Origin of the sequence: Ferrovibrio sp. (assembly GCF_002796975.1) — a bacterium.
In the GTDB taxonomy this organism is placed as follows: Bacteria; Pseudomonadota; Alphaproteobacteria; order Ferrovibrionales; family Ferrovibrionaceae; genus Ferrovibrio.
On sequence record NZ_PEKV01000010.1, the window covers coordinates 131,399 to 153,529 of the forward strand.

General features: G+C 65.9%; 22 protein-coding genes and 1 tRNA gene. 14 read left to right on the forward strand and 9 right to left on the reverse strand.

Going from position 1 to position 22,131, the window contains the following annotated elements; all coding sequences use genetic code 11:
• The first annotated feature begins 172 nt into the window (after positions 1–172).
• Positions 173–1,894 (forward strand): carbon-nitrogen hydrolase family protein, encoded by a 1,722-nt coding sequence (locus tag CTR53_RS12560; protein WP_290813724.1) that lies wholly within the window; start codon positions 173–175, stop codon positions 1,892–1,894.
• Here CTR53_RS12560 and CTR53_RS12565 read toward each other — a convergent pair.
• The gene (locus CTR53_RS12565; RefSeq protein WP_290813727.1) at positions 1,891–4,158 is read right to left on the reverse strand and encodes a PAS domain S-box protein; all 2,268 of its coding nucleotides are present in this window, start codon (positions 4,156–4,158) and stop codon (positions 1,891–1,893) included. The two genes, CTR53_RS12560 and CTR53_RS12565, sit on opposite strands and share 4 nt — an antisense overlap.
• A gap of 157 nt (positions 4,159–4,315) precedes the next feature.
• Here CTR53_RS12565 and CTR53_RS12570 point away from each other — a divergent pair, with 157 nt between their 5' ends.
• Entirely contained in the window at positions 4,316–4,702 is a 387-nt protein-coding gene (locus CTR53_RS12570) for a response regulator (RefSeq protein ID WP_290813730.1), read from the forward strand.
• Position 4,703: 1 nt separating this feature from the next.
• Here the strand turns inward: CTR53_RS12570 and CTR53_RS12575 are convergent, their stop codons facing one another.
• From CTR53_RS12575 to scpA, 3 genes are all read right to left on the reverse strand, one after another.
• A complete protein-coding gene (locus tag CTR53_RS12575; protein WP_290813732.1) occupies positions 4,704–5,120 on the reverse strand; it encodes an MAPEG family protein in 417 nt (138 codons plus the stop codon).
• 72 nt (positions 5,121–5,192) lie between these two features.
• The gene (gene rnk / locus CTR53_RS12580) at positions 5,193–5,615 is read right to left on the reverse strand and encodes a nucleoside diphosphate kinase regulator (protein ID WP_290813736.1); all 423 of its coding nucleotides are present in this window, start codon (positions 5,613–5,615) and stop codon (positions 5,193–5,195) included.
• Positions 5,616–5,932: 317 nt separating this feature from the next.
• On the reverse strand, positions 5,933–8,104 hold the full coding sequence (scpA, locus tag CTR53_RS12585) for a methylmalonyl-CoA mutase (RefSeq protein WP_290813739.1): 2,172 nt from the start codon (positions 8,102–8,104) through the stop codon (positions 5,933–5,935).
• A gap of 457 nt (positions 8,105–8,561) precedes the next feature.
• Here scpA and CTR53_RS12590 point away from each other — a divergent pair, with 457 nt between their 5' ends.
• Both CTR53_RS12590 and CTR53_RS12595 read left to right on the forward strand, forming a co-directional pair.
• Positions 8,562–9,038 (forward strand): MarR family winged helix-turn-helix transcriptional regulator, encoded by a 477-nt coding sequence (locus tag CTR53_RS12590; RefSeq protein WP_290813743.1) that lies wholly within the window; start codon positions 8,562–8,564, stop codon positions 9,036–9,038.
• Positions 9,039–9,067: 29 nt separating this feature from the next.
• Positions 9,068–9,475, forward strand: coding sequence for a DUF1398 family protein (locus CTR53_RS12595; RefSeq protein WP_290813746.1), 408 nt, complete (start codon positions 9,068–9,070; stop codon positions 9,473–9,475).
• Between the two features lie 3 nt (positions 9,476–9,478).
• Here the strand turns inward: CTR53_RS12595 and xth are convergent, their stop codons facing one another.
• Genes xth through CTR53_RS12610 form a run of 3 tightly spaced genes read right to left on the reverse strand, consistent with a single transcriptional unit; the run spans position 9,479 to position 11,099 of the window.
• Complete coding sequence (gene xth, locus CTR53_RS12600; RefSeq protein ID WP_290813749.1) at positions 9,479–10,306, reverse strand: exodeoxyribonuclease III; 828 nt, start codon at positions 10,304–10,306, stop codon at positions 9,479–9,481.
• 32 nt (positions 10,307–10,338) lie between these two features.
• Positions 10,339–10,887 carry a GNAT family N-acetyltransferase gene (locus CTR53_RS12605; RefSeq protein ID WP_290813752.1) on the reverse strand — a complete coding sequence of 183 codons (549 nt, stop codon included), beginning with the start codon at positions 10,885–10,887 and terminating at the stop codon, positions 10,339–10,341.
• Entirely contained in the window at positions 10,884–11,099 is a 216-nt protein-coding gene (locus CTR53_RS12610; RefSeq protein WP_290813756.1) for a hypothetical protein, read from the reverse strand. Before CTR53_RS12610 ends, CTR53_RS12605 begins: the two co-directional genes overlap by 4 nt.
• A 74-nt stretch (positions 11,100–11,173) precedes the next feature.
• On the opposite strand from CTR53_RS12610, the gene CTR53_RS12615 reads away from it, so the two are divergent.
• On the forward strand, positions 11,174–12,082 hold the full coding sequence (locus CTR53_RS12615) for a LysR family transcriptional regulator (RefSeq protein ID WP_290813759.1): 909 nt from the start codon (positions 11,174–11,176) through the stop codon (positions 12,080–12,082).
• A gap of 81 nt (positions 12,083–12,163) precedes the next feature.
• Here the strand turns inward: CTR53_RS12615 and CTR53_RS12620 are convergent, their stop codons facing one another.
• Positions 12,164–13,093 (reverse strand): hypothetical protein, encoded by a 930-nt coding sequence (locus tag CTR53_RS12620; RefSeq protein WP_290813762.1) that lies wholly within the window; start codon positions 13,091–13,093, stop codon positions 12,164–12,166.
• A gap of 240 nt (positions 13,094–13,333) precedes the next feature.
• On the opposite strand from CTR53_RS12620, the gene CTR53_RS12625 reads away from it, so the two are divergent.
• From CTR53_RS12625 to CTR53_RS12650, 6 genes are all read left to right on the forward strand, one after another.
• The gene (locus CTR53_RS12625) at positions 13,334–13,723 is read left to right on the forward strand and encodes a LysR family transcriptional regulator (protein ID WP_290813764.1); all 390 of its coding nucleotides are present in this window, start codon (positions 13,334–13,336) and stop codon (positions 13,721–13,723) included.
• A 168-nt stretch (positions 13,724–13,891) separates the two neighbouring features.
• The gene (modA, locus tag CTR53_RS12630) at positions 13,892–14,668 is read left to right on the forward strand and encodes a molybdate ABC transporter substrate-binding protein (protein WP_290813767.1); all 777 of its coding nucleotides are present in this window, start codon (positions 13,892–13,894) and stop codon (positions 14,666–14,668) included.
• 15 nt (positions 14,669–14,683) lie between these two features.
• Positions 14,684–15,373 carry a molybdate ABC transporter permease subunit gene (gene modB / locus CTR53_RS12635; RefSeq protein WP_290813770.1) on the forward strand — a complete coding sequence of 230 codons (690 nt, stop codon included), beginning with the start codon at positions 14,684–14,686 and terminating at the stop codon, positions 15,371–15,373.
• Entirely contained in the window at positions 15,370–16,470 is a 1,101-nt protein-coding gene (gene modC / locus CTR53_RS12640) for a molybdenum ABC transporter ATP-binding protein (protein ID WP_290813774.1), read from the forward strand. The genes modB and modC overlap by 4 nt, the downstream gene beginning before the upstream one ends.
• Positions 16,471–16,554: 84 nt before the next feature.
• A complete protein-coding gene (locus tag CTR53_RS12645; protein ID WP_290813776.1) occupies positions 16,555–19,476 on the forward strand; it encodes a helicase-related protein in 2,922 nt (973 codons plus the stop codon).
• Between the two features lie 208 nt (positions 19,477–19,684).
• Positions 19,685–20,359: a hypothetical protein gene (locus CTR53_RS12650; RefSeq protein WP_290813779.1), complete on the forward strand. Its 675-nt coding sequence runs from the start codon at positions 19,685–19,687 to the stop codon at positions 20,357–20,359.
• Positions 20,360–20,367: 8 nt separating this feature from the next.
• Here the strand turns inward: CTR53_RS12650 and CTR53_RS12655 are convergent, their stop codons facing one another.
• A complete protein-coding gene (locus tag CTR53_RS12655) occupies positions 20,368–20,874 on the reverse strand; it encodes a hypothetical protein (RefSeq protein ID WP_290813782.1) in 507 nt (168 codons plus the stop codon).
• A 238-nt stretch (positions 20,875–21,112) separates the two neighbouring features.
• Here CTR53_RS12655 and CTR53_RS12660 point away from each other — a divergent pair.
• The 3 genes from CTR53_RS12660 to CTR53_RS12670 all read left to right on the forward strand — a co-directional run bounded on the left by CTR53_RS12660 (position 21,113) and on the right by CTR53_RS12670 (position 22,127).
• Positions 21,113–21,189, forward strand: a tRNA-Arg gene (locus tag CTR53_RS12660).
• Between the two features lie 311 nt (positions 21,190–21,500).
• Positions 21,501–21,872, forward strand: a complete 372-nt coding sequence (locus tag CTR53_RS12665; protein WP_290813784.1) for a DUF6455 family protein — start codon at positions 21,501–21,503, stop codon at positions 21,870–21,872.
• Between the two features lie 6 nt (positions 21,873–21,878).
• Positions 21,879–22,127, forward strand: a complete 249-nt coding sequence (locus CTR53_RS12670) for a DUF6455 family protein (protein ID WP_290813787.1) — start codon at positions 21,879–21,881, stop codon at positions 22,125–22,127.
• Positions 22,128–22,131 lie beyond the last annotated feature (4 nt).

Genomic DNA, 22,131 nt, shown 5'->3' on the forward strand with positions numbered 1-22,131 from the left:
CCGCCATCCCCCCGGCATCGTCCGGACGGCCCTTTCCCTTTCTCTCCCAACAGCTTTCCGGTTTGCCGCCGCCTCACGCGGTCGCGATCCGCGCATTCCGTGCGGCACCCGATGCCGCCCTGCGCCGTTGTTACGGGAGCCTTCCAATCCTTCCTTCGTAGCGAGTTTCCCGATGGCCTCCAGCAAGAAATCCCCCGCCATGGGCGCCAGCCGGGCCCTGCAGCAACCGACACCGCGCCGCGCCCGCTCCGGCGGCAGCGACACCGAGCAGGTCCGCAGCGCCAGGCCGAAACTGATGCTGCGCAATGCCACGCCGCAGGACATTCCCGGCATCCATGCGCTGACCTCGAAAGTCTATGCCGGACACAGTTCGGACGGCGCCTATACGGTGGCGCAGCTGCGCGGTCACCAGCATCATTTCCCACAGGGGCAGTTCGTCGCGATCTTTGAAGACACCATCGTCGGCTACTGCGCCACCTTCCGCATAGCCGAGAAGCTGGCGCTCAAGCCGCACGACTGGGAAGGCATCACCGGCCGCGGCTATGCCGCGCGGCACGACAGCCAGGGCGACTGGCTCTACGGCATGGAGGTCTGCGTCGATCCCGACTATCGCGGCCTGCGTCTTGGTCAGCGGCTGTACAATGCGCGCAAGCAGCTCTGTGAGCGGCTGCATCTGAAGGGCATCGTCTTCGGCGGTCGCATGCCGGGCCTGAGCCGGCGCTGGTCGCAGCTGCGCTCGGCCGAGAAATACCTCGAACGCGTGCGCACAGGCAGCCTGCGCGATCAGGTGATCAATTTCCAGCTGCGCAATGCCTTCGAGCCGATCGGCGTGCTGCGCGGCTATCTCGACACCGACCATGAATCGCGCGGCCACGCCACCCATATGGTCTGGCGTAATCCCGCCTATGGCGTGGATGGTGGGTTGGAGGTTTCTGCCCCGCTGCCGCGCGCCCGCACCGCCCGCGTCGCCGCCGTGCAGTATCAGCAGCGCGCCGTGCATTCCTTCGAGGAATTCGCCAGGCAGGTCGAGTATTTCGTCGACGTGGTGGCCGACTACAAGGCGGATTTCGCACTGTTCCCCGAACTCTTTACGCTGCAGCTGCTATCCATCGAAAACCGCAACGCGCCGGCTGCCGAAGCGGTGGCGGCGCTGACGCGCTATACCGACCGGATCAAGACGCTGCTGAGCGAACTGGCGGTCAGCTACAACATCAACATCATCGGCGGCTCGCATCCGACGCGCGATCCGAATGACGGCCATGTCTACAACATCTGCTATGTCTGCCTGCGCAACGGTGCGGTGCACGAGCAGCGCAAGATCCATCCGACGCCGAACGAGCGCTACTGGTGGAACATCACCGGCGGCAACAGTTCGAATGTGATCGAGACCGATTTCGGCCCGATCGGCATCATGATCTGCTACGACGCGGAATTCCCCGAACTGGCGCGGCATCTGGTCGACCAGGGCGCGCAGATCCTGTTCGTGCCCTTCTGCACCGACGAGCGCCAGAGCTATCAGCGCGTACGTTTCTGCGCCCAGGCCCGCGCGGTGGAAAACCAGTGCTACGTGGTGATGGCCGGCAATGTCGGCAACCTGCCCAGCGTCGAGAATATGGACATCCAGTATGCCCAGAGCTGCGTGCTGACGCCTTGCGACTTCGCCTTTGCGCGCGACGGTATCGCCGCCGACACCACGCCGAATGTCGAGATGGTGGCGATTGCCGATGTGCAGCTCGACAGCCTGGCGGCTGCGCGCCAGCATGGCACGGTGCAGAACCTGAAGGATCGCCGTTTCGATCTGTACAACGTGACCTGGAAGGACGCGCCGCCACATTCGCATGGCCATGCACATACGCAGGCGCGCGAAACCCAGCTGCGCGATGCCGCCGACTAGGCCGAACCCTGGTCACCCAGCATGCGTTTGAGTGCTTCAGCCAGGTCGGCCTTGCGCACCGGCTTGGCCAGGATCTCCGAGACGCCGAAATAGCGCGTATCGCGCAGCAGGTCATCGCCGATAGAGCCTGACATGAACAGCACCGGCAGATCGGGTTTGCGCGCCAGCACCTGATCGGCCAGCTCGATACCGCTGATCCCGCCCGGCATCTGGATGTCGGTCAGCAGCAGATCGATCGGCAGGCCGCGCCGCAGTTCCTGCAGCGCATCATGCGCCGTGGCCGCCGGCAACACGGCAAAGCCCAGGCTGCCCAGCAGCGCCGTCATGGTGGCACGCACATCCGGATTGTCGTCGACGCAGAGCACCAGCCGGCGGTTGGGGTCGTATTCGGGCCGTCGCGCCGACAGGCGGTCGCCTTCCAGTGCGGGCAGGAAGATGCGGAATTCGGTGCCGGCGCCGGGGATGCTGTCGACCTCAATGAAACCGCCCGACTGCACGGTGAAGCCGTAGACCATGCTCAGGCCCAGTCCGCTGCCCTTGCCGACCTCCTTGGTGGTGAAGAAGGGCTCGAAGACGCGGGCGATGACATCGGGCGGCATGCCGCTGCCGGTGTCGCGCAGGCCGATCATCACATAGGTGCCAACCGGTGCGATGCGGGTGGGCATGGCACGCGGCTCGGCCAGGTGCGTTACCGCCGTGCGGACCACCAGCATGCCGCTGCCGCTCATCGCATCGCGGGCATTCAGCGCGATGTTGAGGACGGCATTCTCCAGCTGGTTCGGATCGGCCTCGACCATATAGACATCCAGCTCCAGCGCCGGCTGGATCGTCACGCCCGAGCCCAGCGTCCGCCGCAGCATGTCGAGCATGCCGTTGACCAGGTCGTTGACATCGAACCGGGCCGGCTTGAGCTGCTGCTGGCGGCCAAAGGCGAGCAGGCGGCGGGTCAGTTCGGCGCCGCGTTCGGCGTTGCGCATCGCCTGTTCGATCATCCGGCTGCCGTCGCCGTCGGTGACGCGGTCGCCGAGCAGTTCGAGATTGCCGACGATCACCGCCAGCAGGTTGTTGAAGTCATGCGCGATGCCGCCGGTGAGCTGGCCCAGCGCCTCCATCTTCTGCGCCTGGCGCAGCTGGTCGCGCAGTTCCTCGGCCTGGCGCCGCTCGGTCATGTCGCGCGTGATGTTGACGAAGCCGTGCAGCTCGCCATCGCCGTCGCGCAGCGCGCTGATCACCACGCTGGCCCAGAATTTCGTGCCGTCCTTGCGGATGCGCCATTCCTCGTTGACATAGCGGCCCTTCTCGGCGGCGATGCGCAGCACCTCGGACGGCTGGCCCGCCTGGCGCGCTTCGGCAACATAGAACTGATCGCGTGGTTGGCCGATTGCCTCCTCGGGCGTGTAGCCGGTCAGATTCTGCGCGCCGGTATTCCAGGTCAGCACGATACCCTCGGCATCCATCAGGAAGATCGAATAGTCGGTGATCGAATCGACCAGCAGGCGGAAACGCGCCTCGCTCTCGCGCTGCTGCTTCTGGCTGCGCCGGTCCTGTGTCAGGTCGTGGATCACGCCGAGGAACATCGGCGCGCCGTCTTCCTCGAAACTGCCGACCGCCAGCGAAAACGGAAACACCGTGCCGTCCTTGCGCCGGCCCATCACTTCGCGGCCGATGCCGATGATGCGTTTCTCGCCGGTCGCCAGATGATGCCGGAGGTAGCCGTCATGCGCCGAACGGTCGGGCTCGGGCATCAGCATCGAGACATTGCGGCCCAGCACCTCGTCCGGCCCATAGCCGAACAGCGTCTCGCAGGCCGGATTGAACAGCTTCACCGTGCCGCGTGCGTCGATCAGGATCATGCCGTCGATGGCGGTTTCCACCATCTTGCGCAGGCGCTGCTCGCTGCGCCGGTATTTGCTCAGGTCGTGGATCACACCGACGAACATCACCCGGCCGTCGCGGCTGTATTCGCCGACCGCCAGTTCGAAGGGGAAGACCGTGCCGTCCTTGCGCCGGCCCATCACCTCGCGGCCGACGCCGATGATGCGTTTCTCGCCGGTCGCGCGATAGCGGCCGATATAGTTGTCATGCGCCGAACGGTCGGGCTCGGGCATCAGCATCGAGACGTTGCGGCCCAGAACTTCGTCGCGGCTGTAGCCGAACAACCGCTCGCATGCGGCGTTATACAGCGCGACACGACCATCCGCCTCGATCAGGATCAGTCCATCGATGGCGGTGTCTACAACCGCCTGCAGCAGATCGTCGTTCATGTTCCGTTACCTGGAGCGCGGAAAACCGAACAGAAATACTATTTGAAATATATGCTGCATTCTGGATATTCGCCGCTAGAATGGGCAGAAGTCCGCAACATTTCAATCCAGAAGTTTTGTCCTGTTGCCAATAATCGCCCCCGGAAGACATTCACTGATGGCCTGCATCCTCGTCATCGACGACAACCCGGAATTCCGCGACATCCTTCGCGTCCACCTGGAAGCGAACGGTCACCGCACCGTGCTGGCCGGCAACGGCGAGCAGGGTATCGCGCTGCTGGAGCGCGGCGGCATCGACATGGTGCTGACCGATATCCTGATGCCGCAGCGCGACGGGGTGGAAGTGCTGCGCGAGGCCAAGCGGCGCTGGCCGGGCCTGCCGGTGATCGCGATTTCCGGCGGCGGCTGGATCGGCGCCAACGAACTGCTCGGCATGGCCGAACGGCTGGGCGCCGACAATATCCTGCAAAAACCGGTGCGGCGTGACGATCTGCTCAAGGCCGTGGACGACGCGCTGAAAGCCAACCTGAAGAAACAGGCCTGAGTTACGCCGGCATCATCGCGTAGCGCTGCAGCACCACGAGCAGCAGCCAGGCTGCCGTCACCCCCAGCACGATCCAGGTCAGCCCGATGCCGAGCGCGCGGCCGAACGACAGCTGCGGCGTCATCAGGTAGCCCCAGGCATGCAGCAGCCGGCCGATAAACAAAGCCGCACCGAGCAGATGCAGCGCCCAGACCGGCTGGCGCGACATCTCCAGCATGAACAGCAGCAGCAGGGTGAGCGGCACATACTCGACGAAATTCGCCTGCACGCGCATGGCGCGCGCGAGCGTCGCATGGCCGCCGTCGCCGGTCAGCACTGCATGCTTGCGCCGCAGTCGCACGACGACAAGGCCGAGCGCCAGCAGCAGCAGGCCACAGAGCGCAGCATAGAGCGGCGTGACGGCAAAAGGCGGCAGCATGGTTTCCTCCGGATCAAGATCGCGCAAGCTTAGCGGTCGTAGCAGAACCTGCCCAGTCGTCCGGAGTTCCCCTTACGGATCGCAGCGGCCGGCGCGCTCGGGCTGGTAGGCCACCTTGTGCAGCGTGATGCGGCGTACTGCGCCGCTGGCCGTCGTCCAGGCAATCGACTGGCCTTCGCGCAGGCCGATCAGCGCAGCACCCACCGGCGTCGCCACCGAGATCTTCGCCTTGTCGAGATCGGCCTCGGCCGGATAGACCAGCGTGAGCCAGTGACTGCGCCTGGCATGGTCGTAGCCGAAGGTGACGTGGCTGCCCATCGTCACCGTGTCGGGCGGCAGATCGGCGGGCGCGACAATGGCGGCGCGGGCAACTTCGGCCTCCAGCATATCGGCGACATCGGGCTGGCGGCTGCGGGCGGTTTCGGCCAGCGCCGACAGCCGGTCGGCATCGGCACCGGTGAGGATGATGGCGGGACGCGGATCGAGAAAGCTCATGACATGACTCCGTGCGCGGGGCAGCAGAGCTGCACGCGGTGAATGAGAAGAAAAAGTTTTTCGGAAGGTATGCCCCGGCGGGCGATGCGCGAAAACGCGCGCGCGGCCGGGGCCTAGCGGCCTGCGTGCAGGCGGCTGGCGCGGCAGGTCAGAGCAAGAAAGCGTGCGCGCGACGGGATCATGATGCAGCCAATATGGGCTGCATCGGTGCAGGTTTCAACTGCCACCCTCACCCCGACCCTCTCCCATTTCATGGGAGAGGGAGGACTGCGGCATCTTTCCCCTCGCCCGCGAGAGCGGGAGAGGGTGAGGGCCTGCTACTCCGCCGCGCCCTTAGCCGCGGTGGCATGCTGCTGGCGGATCAGCCTGACGATCTCGGCGGCGGCCTGCGGGATATTGGTGCCGGGGCCGTAGATGCCGGCGACGCCGGCTTTGCGCAGGAAGTCGTAATCCTGCGGCGGGATCACGCCGCCGGTGATGACCAGAATGTCGCCAGCACCCTGCTTGCGCAAAGCCTCGATCAATTGCGGCACTAACGTCTTGTGGCCGGCCGCCTGCGAGGAAATGCCGACGACATGCACGTCGTTCTCGATGGCGTCTTTCGCAGCTTCCTCGGGCGTCTGGAACAGCGGCCCCACATCGACGTCGAAACCGAGATCGGCAAAGGCCGTGGCAATCACCTTGGCGCCACGGTCATGGCCGTCCTGGCCGAGTTTCACCACCAGCATGCGCGGGCGGCGGCCCTCTTCGGCGGCGAAGGCCTCGATATCCTTCTGGATCTGCATGAAGCCCTCGTCGTTGGTATAGGCCGCGCCATAGACGCCGCTGATCGAGCGGATGGTGGCCTGGTGGCGCGAGAAGACGCGCTCCATCGCATCCGACATCTCGCCGACGGTGACACGCGCGCGCGCCGCCTGTACGCAAAGCTCCAGCAGGTTGGCGTTGCCGGCGGCACCTTCCTCAAGCGCCCTGATCGCGGCAGCGGCTTTCTCCTTGTCGCGCGTGTTGCGGATGGTCTTGAGCCGCGCCACCTGGTTCTCGCGCACTTTGGTATTGTCGACTTCCAGCGTCTCGGGCACGTCCTGGCTGGGCGCGCGATACTTGTTGACGCCGACGATGACATCCTCGCCACGGTCGACGCGGGCCTGGCGGCGCGCCGCCGCTTCCTCGATACGCAGCTTCGGCATGCCGCTTTCGACCGCCTTGGTCATGCCACCCATCGACTCGACCTCCTCGATCAGCGCCCAGGCATGGCTGGCCAGCGCATGGGTCAGCGCCTCGACGTAATAGGAACCGGCGAGCGGATCGACGACTTTGGTGACGTAGGTTTCATCCTGGATGATGAGCTGGGTGTTGCGGGCAATCCGCGCCGAGAATTCGGTCGGCAGCGCGATGGCTTCGTCCAGCGCATTGGTGTGCAGCGACTGGGTGCCGCCGAGCACGGCGGCGAGCGCCTCGACCGCGGTACGCACCACGTTGTTATAGGGATCCTGCTCGGTGAGCGAGACGCCCGAGGTCTGGCAATGCGTGCGCAGCATCAGGCTGCCGGTCTTCTTCGGGTTGAACTCCTTCATGATCCGCGTCCACAGCAGGCGCGCGGCACGCAGCTTGGCGATCTCCATGAAGAAATTCATGCCGATGGCGAAGAAGAAGCTGAGACGCCCGGCGAAGGCATCGACATCGAGGCCGGACTCGATCGCGGTGCGGACATATTCCTTGCCGTCGGCCAGCGTAAACGCCAGCTCCTGCACGGCGGTCGCGCCGGCTTCCTGCATGTGATAGCCGGAAATCGAGATCGAATTGAACTTCGGCATATGCTGCGCGGTATAGCCGATGATATCCGAGATAATCCGCATGCTGGGTGCCGGCGGATAGATATAGGTGTTGCGCACCATGAACTCTTTCAGGATGTCGTTCTGGATGGTGCCTGAAAGCTGTGCGGGCGACACGCCCTGTTCCTCGCCGGCGACGATGTAGCAGGCCAGCACCGGCAGCACGGCGCCGTTCATGGTCATCGACACGCTCATCTTGTCGAGCGGAATGCCGTCGAAGAGGATTTTCATATCCTCGATGGAATCGATCGCCACGCCGGCCTTGCCGACATCGCCGACCACGCGCGGATGATCGCTGTCATAGCCGCGATGGGTGGCAAGATCGAAGGCAACAGAAACGCCCTGCTGGCCGGCGGCGAGATTCTTGCGATAGAAGGCGTTGGATTCTTCGGCGGTCGAGAAGCCGGCATACTGGCGGATCGTCCAGGGCCGGTTGGTATACATGGTGCCGCGCACGCCGCGCGTGAACGGATCGACGCCGGGCAGCGAATTCAGGCCTTCGAGGCCTTCGAGATCGGCGGCGGTGTAGAGCGGCTTGACCTTGATGCCTTCGGGCGTGAGCCAGACCAGATCGGACAGCGGCTTCTCGCCCAGTTCCTTCTGCGCGAGTTTGGCCCAGGCTTCCGGGAAGGTGATGTCGTCCTTGCTGCCAGTCATCTTCTCTGCGTCCACCCACTCTACTTATATAGGCCGCAGTCTAACCCATGCTGCGGTGCAACAGGCAGTATGCCGGGCTTTGGCCAGGTGTCAAATTTACCTTTCGGGCCGAACCGGTCCGGGTCACCGGAAGTCCGCCCAGGGGGGTCCATCCGGTGCTCGTTCCGCTTCGCTGGTGCTTGTTTCGGTTCGTAGCGCTTCGTTTGCGTTCGTTGGTGTTCGTTGGTGTTCGTTGGTGTTCGTTTGGCTTCATTTGCGTTCGTTTGGGTTCTTTCAGCCCGTAAGCATTTGATCGAGCACAAACGGCACTGCAAGCCCGACGCCCCGTCAGCCTATCACAAATAGAACATTAAGGCAACATACTGTCTGGCAGCCGACCGGTCGGCCAACCCGGTTGACCAGGCAGCGATGCCGATATAGTTTACTAGTCAATTAAATCGATCCGGCCACAGTCTGTATGTCTGCCTCCTCACCCGCCGATACATCTCCCGGCCCGGCCGCGCTGGCCAGCCATCTCGGCTACTGGCTGCGCTACGTCTCCAACCATGTGTCGCAGGCTTTCGCGCGCCGGCTGGAAGATCGCGGCGTGACGGTGGCGGAATGGGTGGTGCTGCGGCAGCTGCTGGAGGGCGAGACCGCGCCGAGCCAGCTGGCGCAGCAGATCGGCCTGACGCGCGGCGCCGTGACCCGGCTGGCCGACCGGCTGATCGCCAAGCAGCTGGTGACGCGCCGCGCCAGCGCCACCGACGGCCGCGCGCAGATGCTCTCGCTCACCGAAGCCGGCCGCGATCTCGTGCCGGTGCTGGCAGCAACAGCGGATGAGAATGACGCGGCTTTCTTCGCGCATCTGCCGCCGGCCGAACGTGCGGCACTCGAACGCGCGCTGAAAGACCTGGTGCGCCATCACGGCCTGCGCGCCGTGCCCATAGATTAGAAAAAGCTGCGACTGAAAGGATCAAGCCGATGCAAAGCGACACCGACTGGCAGGCCGTGCTGCACGAGTGCACCGATGGTTCGGATCAGGAGCGCCTGAGTTTTCCGCAGGTGGTGGGCAAGCTGATGGCGGCCGGCGTCGAGCGCTATCGCGCCGACCTGCTGCGCCATGAGAAAACCTACTACATGCCTGACGGTCGCTCGCATGTGGTGAGCAATGCCATGATCGCAGCAACGCCGGCGATGGAGTTTTCCGCCGCCGGCGTGGATTCAGCGGTGCGCGACATCCAGGCCGGCCGGATCGCCTATCGCGAATTCTGCCGCCGCGTGATGGCGGCCGGCTGCGTAGATTACATCGTGTCGCTCAGCGGCCGGCGCGCGGTCTATTTCGGCCGCAGCGGCGAAAGCCATGTGGAGATGTTTCCGGGGGCGAGGTGAGGTTCAGGCGGCTCTCTTCTTCATGGTTTTCTTCTTCACTGTGCTTCGCTTGGCCACCTTCTCCGTCACCTCGATCCACACCGGCGCGTGATCCGAGGTCTTTTCCCAGCCGCGCACCTCTGAATCCACGCCGGCTTGTTTCAGCCGCTTCACCAGCGGCGCGTTGAGCAGCAGGTGGTCAATCCGGAGCCCGGCATTGCGCGGCCAGGCGTTGCGGAAGTAATCCCAGAATGTGTAGATCCGCTCATCCGGGTGCAGTTCGCGCAGCGCATCGGTCCAGCCCTGCTTCACCAGCGTGGCATAGGCCTTTCGTATTTCGGGGCGGAACAGCGCGTCGTTCTTCCAGTTCTCCGCCTTGTACACATCAAGCTCGGTCGGCATCACGTTGTAATCGCCAGCCAGCACGACAGGCTGCTTCAGCTTGAGCAGCCGCTTTCCATGTGCCTGCAGGCGTCTGAACCAGGCGAGCTTGTAGTCGAATTTCGGACCCGGCCATGGGTTGCCATTCGGCAAGTAGAGGCAGCCAACGAGAATGCCGTTCATGGCGGCCTCGATATAGCGGCTGTGCAGATCGTCCGCGTCGCCGGGCAGGCCGCGCCGGGTTTCCTCAGGTTCCTTCCCGCGCGCCAGGATCGCCACGCCGTTCCAGCTTTTCTGGCCATGCCAGATCGCGCCGTAGCCGGCTTTCTCGATCGCCGCCAGCGGGAAGCGGTCCTGCGGCGCCTTCAGCTCCTGCAGGCAGACGATGTCTGGCTTGGCTTTTTTCAGCCAGCGCAGCAGCACCGGCAGGCGGCCGTTGATGCCGTTCACGTTATAGGTGGCGATCTTCATCACTCCTATAACGCGCGATGGCGTGGCTGGTTCTACGGTTTCGCCCCGCTGCCCTCGCCCAGTGCGCGCTGCATCAGCGCCGTGTCACGCCAGCCGTCATGCTTGAAGCCGACATCGGTGAAACTGCCGACGAGCCGGAAACCGCAGGCCGCATGCAGGCCGACTGAGCCGGCATTGTTTTCGCCGTCGCCGATGATGGCGATCATCTGGCGGAAACCGGCGGCGGTGCAGCGGTCGATCACGCCCTGCAACAGCAGCCGCCCGATGCCGCGCCGCTGCGCGCCCTCGGCCATGTAAACCGAATCCTCGACCGTGAAGCGATACGCGCGGCGCGGGCGGTATGGCGTGGCATAGGCATAGCCGAGCACGCGGTCCTCATTCGCCGCTTTCGCCACCAGATAGGGCAGGCCGTGCTCCAGCACCTTCGCGCGCCGCTCAAGCATCTCCGCCAGCGGCGGCGGCTCCTCCTCGAAACTGGCCAGGCCGTTCAGAACGTGATGCGCGTAGATGCGCTGGATCTGCGTCATGTCGGCCTCCGAGGCATCGGAGAGCAGGATCGGCGCGGCAGAGAGAGCGTTCATGGCAGCCAGGGGATGATGAAGCGACAGGGGCCGGGCCGGAAAGCCTTATGGGGCCGGGTGAGCGCGAGATCGCGTAGCTGCCAGTCTTCCATGTCCTCGGGCAGCCGGGTGTCGTTGCTGCCGGCGAGCCGGCGCAGCAGCGGACGGAGCCAGTCGCCGGCGACCGGCAGGTGAGACATGGAAAGCGGCCGGGAGAGCAGCAGGAGTGTCATGGCGGCAGGATGCGGTTTTTCCGGCCATAAATAAAATTTTGCCTTTTTATGCAAAGCATCAGTAAAATTAAGGCATGCGCGGCTTCAACCTCGACCACCTGCAGACCTTCGCCGATGTCGTGCGGCTCGGCAGCTTCTCGGCCGCGGCGGCGCGGCTTAACCTGACGCAACCCGCCGTCAGCCTGCAGATCCGCCAGCTGGAACGGAAACTCGGGCTGAAGCTGATCGAACGCGTCGGCCGCACGGCGACGCCGACGGCAGCCGGCCGCGCCCTGCTGCAGCATGCCGGCACGATCGACTCTGCCGTGAATGCCGCACTTGAAGACGTGGCGCAGCATGGCCGCAGCGTGACCGGGCGGGTGCGGATCGGCATCGGCGCCACCGCCTGCATTCACATCCTGCCGCCGATCCTGAGCGACCTGCGCAGGCGCTTTCCCAAACTCGACCTGACGGTGAATACCGGCAATGCGCCGGAGATCCTACGCGCCATCGAAGACAACAGCCTCGACCTCGGCCTCGTCACGCTGCCGCCGAAAACCAAATCGCAGTCGCTCGGTCGCGCGCTCGATGCCACACCGCTGATCGACGACGATTTCGTGGCGATTTCATCCAGGGCGCTCAAGCTGCCCGAGCCGGTGACGCCGCAGGCGCTGATGGATCTGCCGCTGGTGATCCCCGAACCCGGCGGCAATACGCGCAGCCTGATCGACGGCTGGTTCGCCACCGCCGGCCTGGCGCCGAACGCCGGCATGGAGCTCGACAGCGTGGAAGCGATCAAGCAGCTGGTCGGTGCCGGGCTGGGCTGTTCGGTGCTGCCGGCCATGGCGCTGGCAACCGCGGAAGCGCGTAAAGGTCTGGAGGTGCGCGCGCTGAAACCGCGCCTGACGCGGCAGCTGGCGCTGGTGCTGCGGCGGGACAAACCCTTAAGCCGCGGCCTGCGCGAAACCGTCGCGGCATTGCGCCGGCTCAAACAGAAAACCTGACGCAACAGAAAGAGGCGGACAGCTTATGGCGCTGCCCGCCTCATCCTTACTCTGCCTCACCTAGACTTGGCTTATGTACGGTCAGCGCGTACCGCTCACCGTGCCGCCGGCCGTGGCATCGGCACCGGCCGCCGCACTAGCGCTCTGGCCACTGGCGTTGCTGACGCCACCGGCCACGCCGGCATTGCTGCCCAGGCCAGCACTTACGCTGCCGCCGTGACCATGGCCGCCATGACCGGCTGAGCTGCCGCTGACACCGGCGCCCAGACCAGTGGCGGCGCCAAGGCCCGCCGTACTGCCGTGACCGTTGGCGACGCCGGCATTCGCGCCGGTGCCGCTGCTGACGCCGATCCCCGACGGGCCGACGCCGACCGCCGTGCCGTTATTGGCGCCGACCGCCGCCGCACTGCCGTTGCTGCCGGTGGCGCCGATGCCCGCGCCGGTGCCGCTGCTGACGCCGATGCCCGAAGGCCCGACGCCGACCGCGTTGCCGTTACTGACGCCCGCCGCCACACCGTTGCCGTTGCTGCTGGCGGCAGTGCCACCCGCGCCGATGCCGGTGCTGGCGCCGATGCCCGACGGACCGGCGCTCACGCCGACGCCGGTATTGCCGCCAACGCCGATGCCGACGCTGTTGCTGTTGGTGTCGCTGCCATTGGTGCTGGCCGTGGCGCCGCCCGAGGTACCGGCGCCGGCACTGCCGGAACCGCCGCTACCCGAGGCACCGCCGGACGCGCTGCCCGATCCACCGGCCGACCCACCGGCCGAAGCGCTGCCCGAACCGCCGCCGACACCGGCCGCGCCCGCCGCACCCGCGGCAGCACCGGCCGCAGCGCCTGCCGCAGCACCGGCCGCACCTGCGGCGGCGCCAGCTGCAGCACCTGCGGCGCCGGCCGCGCCGGCACCTGCCCCGCCGCTACCGCCACCGGCGGCTAGGGCAAAGGTCGACACCGAAACCATCAGTGCAGCCGCGAGCGCGGCCTGTGGCATCTGTTTCAAAAAGCGTTTCATCTGCTGTTTCTCCTGTCTGAGGGGATCGACAAACAGAGGCGCCACGCAGGTTTCAGTCCCGCGGCGGCGAACCGCTGCCATGACACGAAACCCGCAGCCACGAAAAGGGGACCGAGCGTGGCCGCAGATGCCCCATGGCGGTCACACCCGCGCGAATGCCTTGCGAACAGACTGTGCCGGGACCGTGGCTTTCGCGGAGGGCTGGCGCCGCATATCGCGGCTGTGCTGTAGTCCCGTCCCATGGCGAAGATCACGGCAAAGGTTGCAGCGAAGAAAACATCTGCCGGCGGCAAAGCGGCGACGCGGCTGCGCGTGGTGCTGGCGCCGGACGCCTTTCTCGGTCCCGGCAAGGGCGAGCTGCTGGAGCGCATCGCCGCCAGCGGCTCGATCTCGGCGGCCGGCCGCGCCATGGGCATGAGCTACAAACGCGCCTGGCAGCTGGTGGAAACGCTGAACGGCTATTTCAGGGCGCCGCTGGTGCAGGCCGCGACCGGCGGCAAGGCCGGCGGCGGCGCGCAGCTCACCGCGCTGGGCCGGCAGGTGCTGGCGCATTACCAGGCGATGACGGCCGCCACCGAGAAAGCCTGCGCGCGTAACATCGCCGCATTGCAGAAGCTGCGGAAGACATAGAGTTTGTTGTCATGCCCGGGCTTGTCCCGGGTATCCCATTAAAGCGGCCGGCAGGAAATGGGATGCGCGGATCAAGTCCGCGCATGACAGTAAAAGGAAAGCAAGTTCCGCTATTGCCGTGCAGCTATAACGGCCGTTATAGTTCTCGGGACATAACGCGGGAAATCCATGCGCTGCCTGCTGCTTGCCGCCCTGATGGCCATTGCCGTCCCTGCTTCCGCGAAAGCCCAGGACCTGCTGGTCTTCGCCGCCGCGTCGCTGAAAACCGCGCTTGACGAGATCAAGACCGGCCAGAGCATCGTGCCGCCGGCGCAGGTGAAGATTTCCTATGCCGCGTCTTCCGCGCTGGCCAAGCAGATCGAGGCCGGCGCGCCGGCCGACCTGTTCCTGTCGGCCGATCTCGACTGGATGGATTATGTCGAGCGGAAGAAACTGGTGAAGCCGGGCACGCGCGGCACCTTGCTCGGCAACCGCATCGTGCTGATCGCGCCGGCGGGCTCGAAGGCGAGTGTGAAGATCGCGCCGGGCTTCGACCTCGCCGGCCTGCTGGGGAAAGACGGCCGGCTGGCGATGGCCGATGTGAATGCCGTGCCGGCCGGCAAATACGGCAAGGCGGCGCTGCAAGCGCTGCAGGTCTGGCCGAGTGTGCAGCCCCGCCTGGCGCAGGGCGAGAATGTGCGCGCCACGCTGTTGCTGGTGGCACGCGGCGAGGCGCCGGCCGGGATTGTCTACGCGAGCGATGCTGCCGTGGAAAAGAATGTCCGCGCGCTGGATGCCTTCCCGGCCAACACGCATCCGCCGATCCTCTATCCGGCGGCGCAGCTGAGCGACAGCAGGCATCCGCAGGCCGCCGCCTGGCTGGCGGGGTTGCGCAGTGCCGCGGCAAAGGCCGTGTTCGCGAAGAACGGCTTCACGGTGATCGCAGCGCATGCGGCGACGAATTGAGATTTACAGGCCAGCGTGCTCTCCCTCACCCCCGAAGAAACCACCGCGATCCTGCTGAGCCTGAAAGTGGCGAGTGTCGCCACGCTCGGCAGTCTTCCGTTTGGTGTTTTGATTGCATGGCTGCTGGCGCGCAAAACCTTCCCCGGCAAGGCGCTGCTCGATGCACTCGTACACCTGCCGCTGATCATCCCGCCGGTGGTCACTGGCTATCTGCTGCTGCTGCTGTTCGGCAAGCGCGGCCCGCTCGGCAGCTGGCTCGCCGAGATCGGCATTGTCTTTGCCTTCCGCTGGACCGGCGCCGCACTGGCCTGCGCGGTGATGGGTTTTCCGCTGCTGGTGCGCGCCATCCGTCTCTCGATGGAAGCGGTCGATCCCAGGCTCGAAGCCGCCGGCCGCACACTGGGCGCGCATCCTGCGCTGGTCTTTCTCACCGTGACGCTGCCGCTCAGCCTGCCGGGGATTCTCGCCGGCGTGGTGCTGAGCTTCGCCCGCGCCTTTGGCGAGTTCGGCGCCACCGTGACCTTCGTCTCCAACATCCCAGGCGAGACGCAGACGCTGCCCACGGCGATCTACACCTTCACCCAGGTACCGGGCGGCGATGCGCAGGCGCTGCGGCTGACCCTGATCTCCATCGCCATCGCCGCCGTGGCGATCCTGCTGAGCGAACTGCTGGCGCGGCGCAGTGCAAGGCGCGTGCTGGGATGAGTCTGGAGATCGACATCGCGCATGACTATGGCGGCTTTGCGCTGCAGGCGCAGTTTGCCTGCGCCCCGGGGCTGACCGCGCTGTTCGGCCGCTCCGGTGCCGGCAAGACCACGCTGGTCAATGCCATCGCCGGGCTGCTGACGCCGCAACGCGCGCGCATCAGCATCAACGGACGGGTACTGGCGGATACCGGGAACGGCATCAACGTGCCGCCGCACCAGCGCCGCATCGGCTATGTGTTCCAGGATGCCCGGCTGTTCCCGCATCTGACCGTGCGCAACAACCTGCTCTATGGCCGCTTCTTCGCGCGCCGCGATGACGACATCGACTTCGGCCATATCGTCGACCTGCTCGGCATCGCACAGCTTTTGCAGCGCCGGCCGGCGACGCTGTCGGGCGGCGAGAAGCAGCGCGTCGCCATCGGCCGCGCGCTGCTGTCGCGGCCGGAACTGCTGCTGATGGACGAGCCGCTCGCTTCGCTGGATGGCGCGCGCAAGGACGAGATCCTGCCCTATCTCGAACGCCTGCGCGACGAACTGCGGCTGCCGATCGTCTATGTCAGCCACGCCATCCCGGAAGTGACGCGGCTGGCCGACACGGTGGTGCTGCTGTCGGACGGCCGTGTGCAGGCGGTCGGCAGCGTGGAAGACCTGACGGCGCGGCTCGACCTGTTTCCGCTCACCGGCCGCTACGAGGCCGGCGCGGTGCTGAACGCCACGCTGGTGCGCCATGACGAGGCCTGGGGCCTGAGCGTGCTGCAGACCCGCGCCGGCGACGTGATGGTGCCGCGGCTGGAGCGTGCGCTGGGCACGGCTTTGCGCATCCGCATCCGGGCCCGCGATGTGACGCTGGCGCTGACTCCGCCCACCGGTACCAGCGCGCTCAACATCCTGCCCGGCACCGTGGCCGAGCTGCAACCGAGCAGCGAGGGCGCCCCGCAGGTGGAGGTGCGGCTGGACTGCCATGGCGACACCGTGCTGGCCCGCGTCACCCGGCTGTCAGCCGACCGGCTGGACCTGCAGCCCGGCAAGCCCGTCTATGCCATGATCAAGACCGTGGCGCTGGATGGCGGCAGCCTGGGGGGACGTGGTCGGTAGCCAGACGGTTGAGGCAGGCGCAAACGCCGCCCTATAATGCCGCGCCGCCGGAGTGATGAGCGGTCGTCTCAGAAAGCTTCCGCCGTGACCGAGATCAAGACTTCCGCCAAGGGCCGCATCCTCTGCGTGCTGGGCCCGACCAATACCGGCAAGACCCATCTGGCCGTCGAACGCATGCTGAGTCATCGCAGCGGCATCATCGGTCTGCCGCTGCGGCTGCTGGCCCGGGAAATCTACGATCGCGCCGTCCAGATCAAAGGCGACCGCGCCGTGGCGCTGGTGACCGGCGAGGAAAAGATCATCCCGCGCGGCGCACAGTGGTTCGTCTGCACCGTCGAAGCCATGCCGCTCGACCGCGCATACGACTTCCTCGCCATCGACGAAGTGCAGCTGGCGGCCGATGCCGAGCGCGGCCATGTCTTCACGGATCGTTTGCTGCAGGCGCGCGGCACGGAAGAAACCATGTTCCTCGGCGCCGACACCATGCGCGGCCTGATCCGGCGGCTGGTGCCGAATGCCGAATTCATCGCCCGGCCGCGTCTGTCGCAGCTGTCTTACGCCGGCGCCAAGAAACTCTCGCGACTGCCCAAACGCTCGGCCATCGTGGCCTTCTCGGCCAGCGACGTCTATGCCATCGCCGAGCAGGTGCGGCGCCAGCGCGGCGGTGCCGCCGTGGTGCTGGGGGCGCTCAGCCCGCGCGCGCGCAATGCGCAGGTAGCGCTGTTCCAGAATCGCGATGTCGATGTGATGGTGGCGACCGATGCCATCGGCATGGGGCTTAATCTCGATATCGAACATATGGCCTTCGCCGAGATGACCAAGTTCGATGGCGTCGGCATGCGGCCGCTGATGCCGGCCGAAGTGGCGCAGATCGCCGGCCGCGCCGGCCGTCACATGCGCAACGGCACCTTCGGCACCACGGCCGATTGCCCGGCCATGGACCCCGACCTGATCGAGCGGATCGAGAACCATCGCTTCGAGCCGGTGAATGCGGCGCGCTGGCGCAACACCGATCTGGATTTCCGCAGCGTGGAGGCCCTGGTCCGCACGCTGGAACTTCCGCCGCCGCGCGAGGGCCTGACGCGCGGCCGCGATGCCGACGATCTGCTGTCGCTGCAGGCGCTGCGCGAAGATGCCGCGGTGCAGGAGCGCGCGACTTCGAAGGACCGTGTCGAACTGCTGTGGCAGGTCTGCGCGATTCCGGATTTCGCCAAGGATCTGCATGACAGCCATGCGCGGCTGTTGAGCCAGCTATATGTGCATCTGTGCGACCGCAACGGCAAGCTGCCGTCGGACTGGGTGGCCGGACAGCTGCGCAACATCGACCGCACCGATGGCGATATCGACACGCTGTCGCAAAGGCTGGCGCATATCCGCACATGGACCACCGTCACCCATCGCGGCGGCTGGATGGACGATGCCGCAAGCTGGCAGGGCAAGACCCGGTCCATCGAAGACCGCCTGTCGGATGCGCTGCATGAAAAGCTGACCGAGCGCTTTGTCGACCGCCGCACCAGCGTGCTGAGCCGCGGTCTGGAGGAAGATGCCGCCGCCCTCGACGTGAAACTGGGCGAGGATGACGCGCTGACCGTGGAAGGCGAGATCATCGGCCATCTGCATGGCCTGCGCTTCCGACCGGTCGGCCATGACACGGTGGAGCAGCGCCGCATCCTGCGCTCAGCCGCCCTGCGCGTGCTGGGCCCGGCGCTGGCGGAGCGCGCCGCCGCGCTGGTGGAACTGCCCGACGAGGCCTTTGCCCTGTCGCCCGAAGGCGGCATCCAGCGCATCACGCCGGAGAAGGACGCCGTCATGCTGGCGGTGCTGGCCAAGGGCAGCGAGATGCTGGAGCCGAAGGTCAGTCTGCTGGCCGACGACCAGCTGCCCGGCGAGACACGCAAGGCAGTGGAAGAAAAGCTGACCGGCTGGCTGAAGCGCCATCTGCGCCAGCATCTGGGCGACCTGTACCGGCTGCGCGATGCCGAGCTGAAAGGCGCGGCGCGCGGGCTGGCTTTCCAGCTGGCCGAGAATCTCGGCGCACTGAAACGCGACGACGTCTCGGACCTGGTGCGCAACATGGGTCAGGCCGAGCGACATCCTTTGCGCAAGATGGGCGTCAGCTTCGGCGAGACGCATATCCTCGCCACCAAGCTGCTGAAGCCGAAGCCGACGCAGCTGAAGACGCTGCTCTGGGCGATCTTCAACAGCAAGGAACCGGAGGCGCCGCCGACGCCGGGGCTCACATCCGTGCCGCTGCTGGAATGGCGCGATGACGCCTGGTGGCTGGCGGCGGGATTCTTACGCGCCGGACGCCAGGCCTATCGCCTGGACATCGTGCAGCGCATCGCCGAAGGCGGGCGCCAGGCCGAGATGGCCTCGCGCCAGTATTTCAGGAAAGACCCGGCGGGACATGACAGGCCGAAAGGCGGAAGGGCGGGAGAGCCGAAGCCCGAGGCTGCAGTTGTTGCGGAAACGCCGGCTGAAGACATGCATGTGGAAGAGACACCGGCCAGCCAGGCACCGGCAGAAGAGGTGCTGGTGGAAGCCGCCGCCGTGCCGGATCCGGCAGCGGAAGGCGCTTCGCTCGCCGCACTGGCTGAAAGCGTGAAAGCCGAAACCGCACCGGATGCCGCGCGGGATGTCGCACCGGATGTCGTACCGGCCGAAGCAGCCCCCAAACTATCCGGGCCGAAAAAGCGTCTCGGCCCGCCGGGCAGCTTCGTTGCCGATACCGCCTGGATGAACCTGGCCGGCTGCGGACCAGATGAGTTGCAGCGTCTGCTCTGGGCACTGGGCTACAAGACCATTACCGCGCGCGATCCCGAGACGAAGGAAGACGTGACGCTGTACCTGCGCTCGCACAAGGCCATCGTCGCCAAGCGCGAACGCGAGCAGGAAAAGCGCAAGGCGGATGAGGCGAAGATGGCGGATTCACCCTTCGCGGCGCTGATGGCGCTCAAGCAGCAGCCGCAGAAACCGCCGCACAAGGGCGGCGGCAAGCGGCGCTGACCGCGTTTACCATCGACCTGAACCCTGAGGAGTAAGCGATCCTTGGCATGAGGATTGCTCCGTTCTCCCTGTCGCCACACAACGATGCAGCGAAACCCGCAGTCCATGCGGTTTCCGCTGCATCGCCGTGCCGGCAGATTCTGCCCGGGCGCGCCTCCGGCCCGGCAGGCTTTGCCAAGGTAGTGCGGGACTTCAGAGGGGATTAACCATGCGAATCGAAACCGGCAGTCTCAGCCAGACCGGCAGCAGTAAACGATCCTGCAGCGGCGATTTCGCCGCCATGCTGTATGACGGCCGCTTCTCGGCGCAGGATCTGGCCGGCAAACAGACCGCCGTGGATGCGATCCGTGACAGCGCCAGCGCCAGCGTGGCGCGCGGCGGCGCGAAGGGTTTTCTCGCCGGCTTGACGGCTCAGGATCTGACGCTGCTGCAACAGGCCAGGGGCCTGGCGGATACGATCAATGTCGCGTCGCTGTCGGAGGAAGGCGCGGCCAACCTGTTGCTGGGGCGCGATATGCAGGTCGACCTGAATAACGACGGCATCGTCGAGGTCGGTGCTGGCAGGATGATGACGTTTCCGCCGCCGAATGCGCCGCAGGCTGCGAAGGATGCGTGGGCAGCGGCCACCGCCGGAATGAGCGAACGCGACCGGATGAGTCTGAGCGGCTATATCGGCCTGCCGCTGCTGTTGCCGGGAAGTGGTAGTACCGTGCCATCGATGGGCGACCTGGCTGCAGCGGATTTCGACTGGGGCGATCTGGTTGCCCGCCTGCTGCGGGGTATTGAAGGCGACCGGGCGTATAACGCGCCGGCACAGATAGATATGCTGGAAGCTGGCGTCAGCCGTTTCGGCGACGAGCTGAAGTCGCGCGGCCTCGGCTAGGTCCCAGATTACAGGCGCAGCTGCGTGCCGGTTTCGGCCAGGCGCAAGGCCGTGAGCAGGCGCTGCATGGCGGCGTCGATGTCGCTCATGGCGACGGCATCCAGCACCCAGTCGCGCTGCTGGGCGACCAAATCGCCCTGCACCACCTGGAGTTCGAGCACGATCAGGCCGAGGAACTGCAGGCGTTCGGCCACCGGCAGTTTCGCCAGCGGCGAATGATGGCCGATGGAATAAGGACCGAGCAGGTCGCGCACATGCTGGCCGATGCCGCGTTCTTCGCTGATCGCCTGCAGATCGGCCGCCGTGACCGGCGCGATGGCATGCAGGTTGGTCTGGGCGGCCACGAGGCAGAGCAGGCCGTGATAGGCATTCTCGATGGTGGCGATCCAGTCTTCCAGCGGAGCGATGCCGGCGGTCATGGCCGGCGTGATCGAGGCCACGCCGATGAAGCTGGCGCCGTCGTGCAGATGCCGGCGGGCGAGGTCGATATAGGACTGCGAGCTGGTGGACGGCATGCGGGCGCTCCTGGCTGCCGGCGACCCGAGGCTGGGACAGGCGTCGCACAGAAGGGCGTCGTCCGGCGAAAGACACTCTGCCACTGCGCCGGGGACCACACGCAGTTACTTTTCGGATATGCCGGAATCGACCGGAAAAATGCGCGCCGGCCAGGCCGTTGCCGGCTGCGCCAGTGCACGGTGGATGGGGGCGGCGGGTTGCGACCCGGCGGCACAGGCGCTAGGGTCCGCCGCGTGCGTCTCCGTAGCTCAGCTGGATAGAGCGGCTGCGTCCTAAGCAGCGGGTCGGGAGTTCGAATCTCTCCGGGGACGCCATTCCAACTGAAGTGCCGGAAATTCAAGCCGGACTCCGGATTTTCGCCCCGACAATGCGTTTTCCGTGAAATGGAGGCGCTCCGGGCGATTGGAGTATAAAGCCCTGCCACTCATCTCGGAAAAAGAGCTCCGACATCTAGCCGGCCGCTCATTCGCAGCAACCCGAGCAAACTGCGATAATTCTTTTGTTTGACCTGGCGCAATGATGTTCTGGACGTCGCCGCTATCCTGCAGACATCGAACATCGATGGAGGCCGGCAATGCGGAAACATGTTCTTCCAGACCCGCTACATCAGGCGTTTGCGGGGTCCATGCGCTGGCTACGTCAGGCCGCCAAAGCCGCCACCCGCAGCGCTGAATGGGACAGCCTCTCACCGGACACGCGCCGCCAGGTATGCGCTGACTTCAACCTCAGTGAAACCGATATGGCTCTCGCGGCCCGCACCGGCGGTGGCAGTCGCGAACTTGCGACACTCCTGAGCCGCCCCGCACTCCGCCACCTCTCCTACCCGACGGATGTGCTGCGCGACCTGCAGCGCGTCTGCACGTTCTGTCCGGAACGCAAGCGCTGCCGCGCCTGGCAGGCAAGTGCCGGCGCGGCGGCGAAATGGCCCGCCTTCTGCTCCAACGCCTATACCTTTGCCAGCTTGCAGCGCTCGGCGACATCCATCGCACGCCAGTAACGCGCCATGACCCTTTTTGCAGCTCTTGATCGGCGCAGCGGCTTGTTGCACCGCATGATGGAGCGGTTCGGCATCGATATCGAAAAGGCCGCCCGTGTCGCGCTGGGCACCCAGTTGAGCAATGCGGCGCGAAGCTGTGCCTTCTGCCGCTACACCCGCGAATGCCGCCAATGGCTGGACAGCGACACCGACGACGACAGGTGGCGCGGCTTCTGCCCCAATGCGCAGCGTTTCGAACGATTGCGGCAGCTCTGATGCC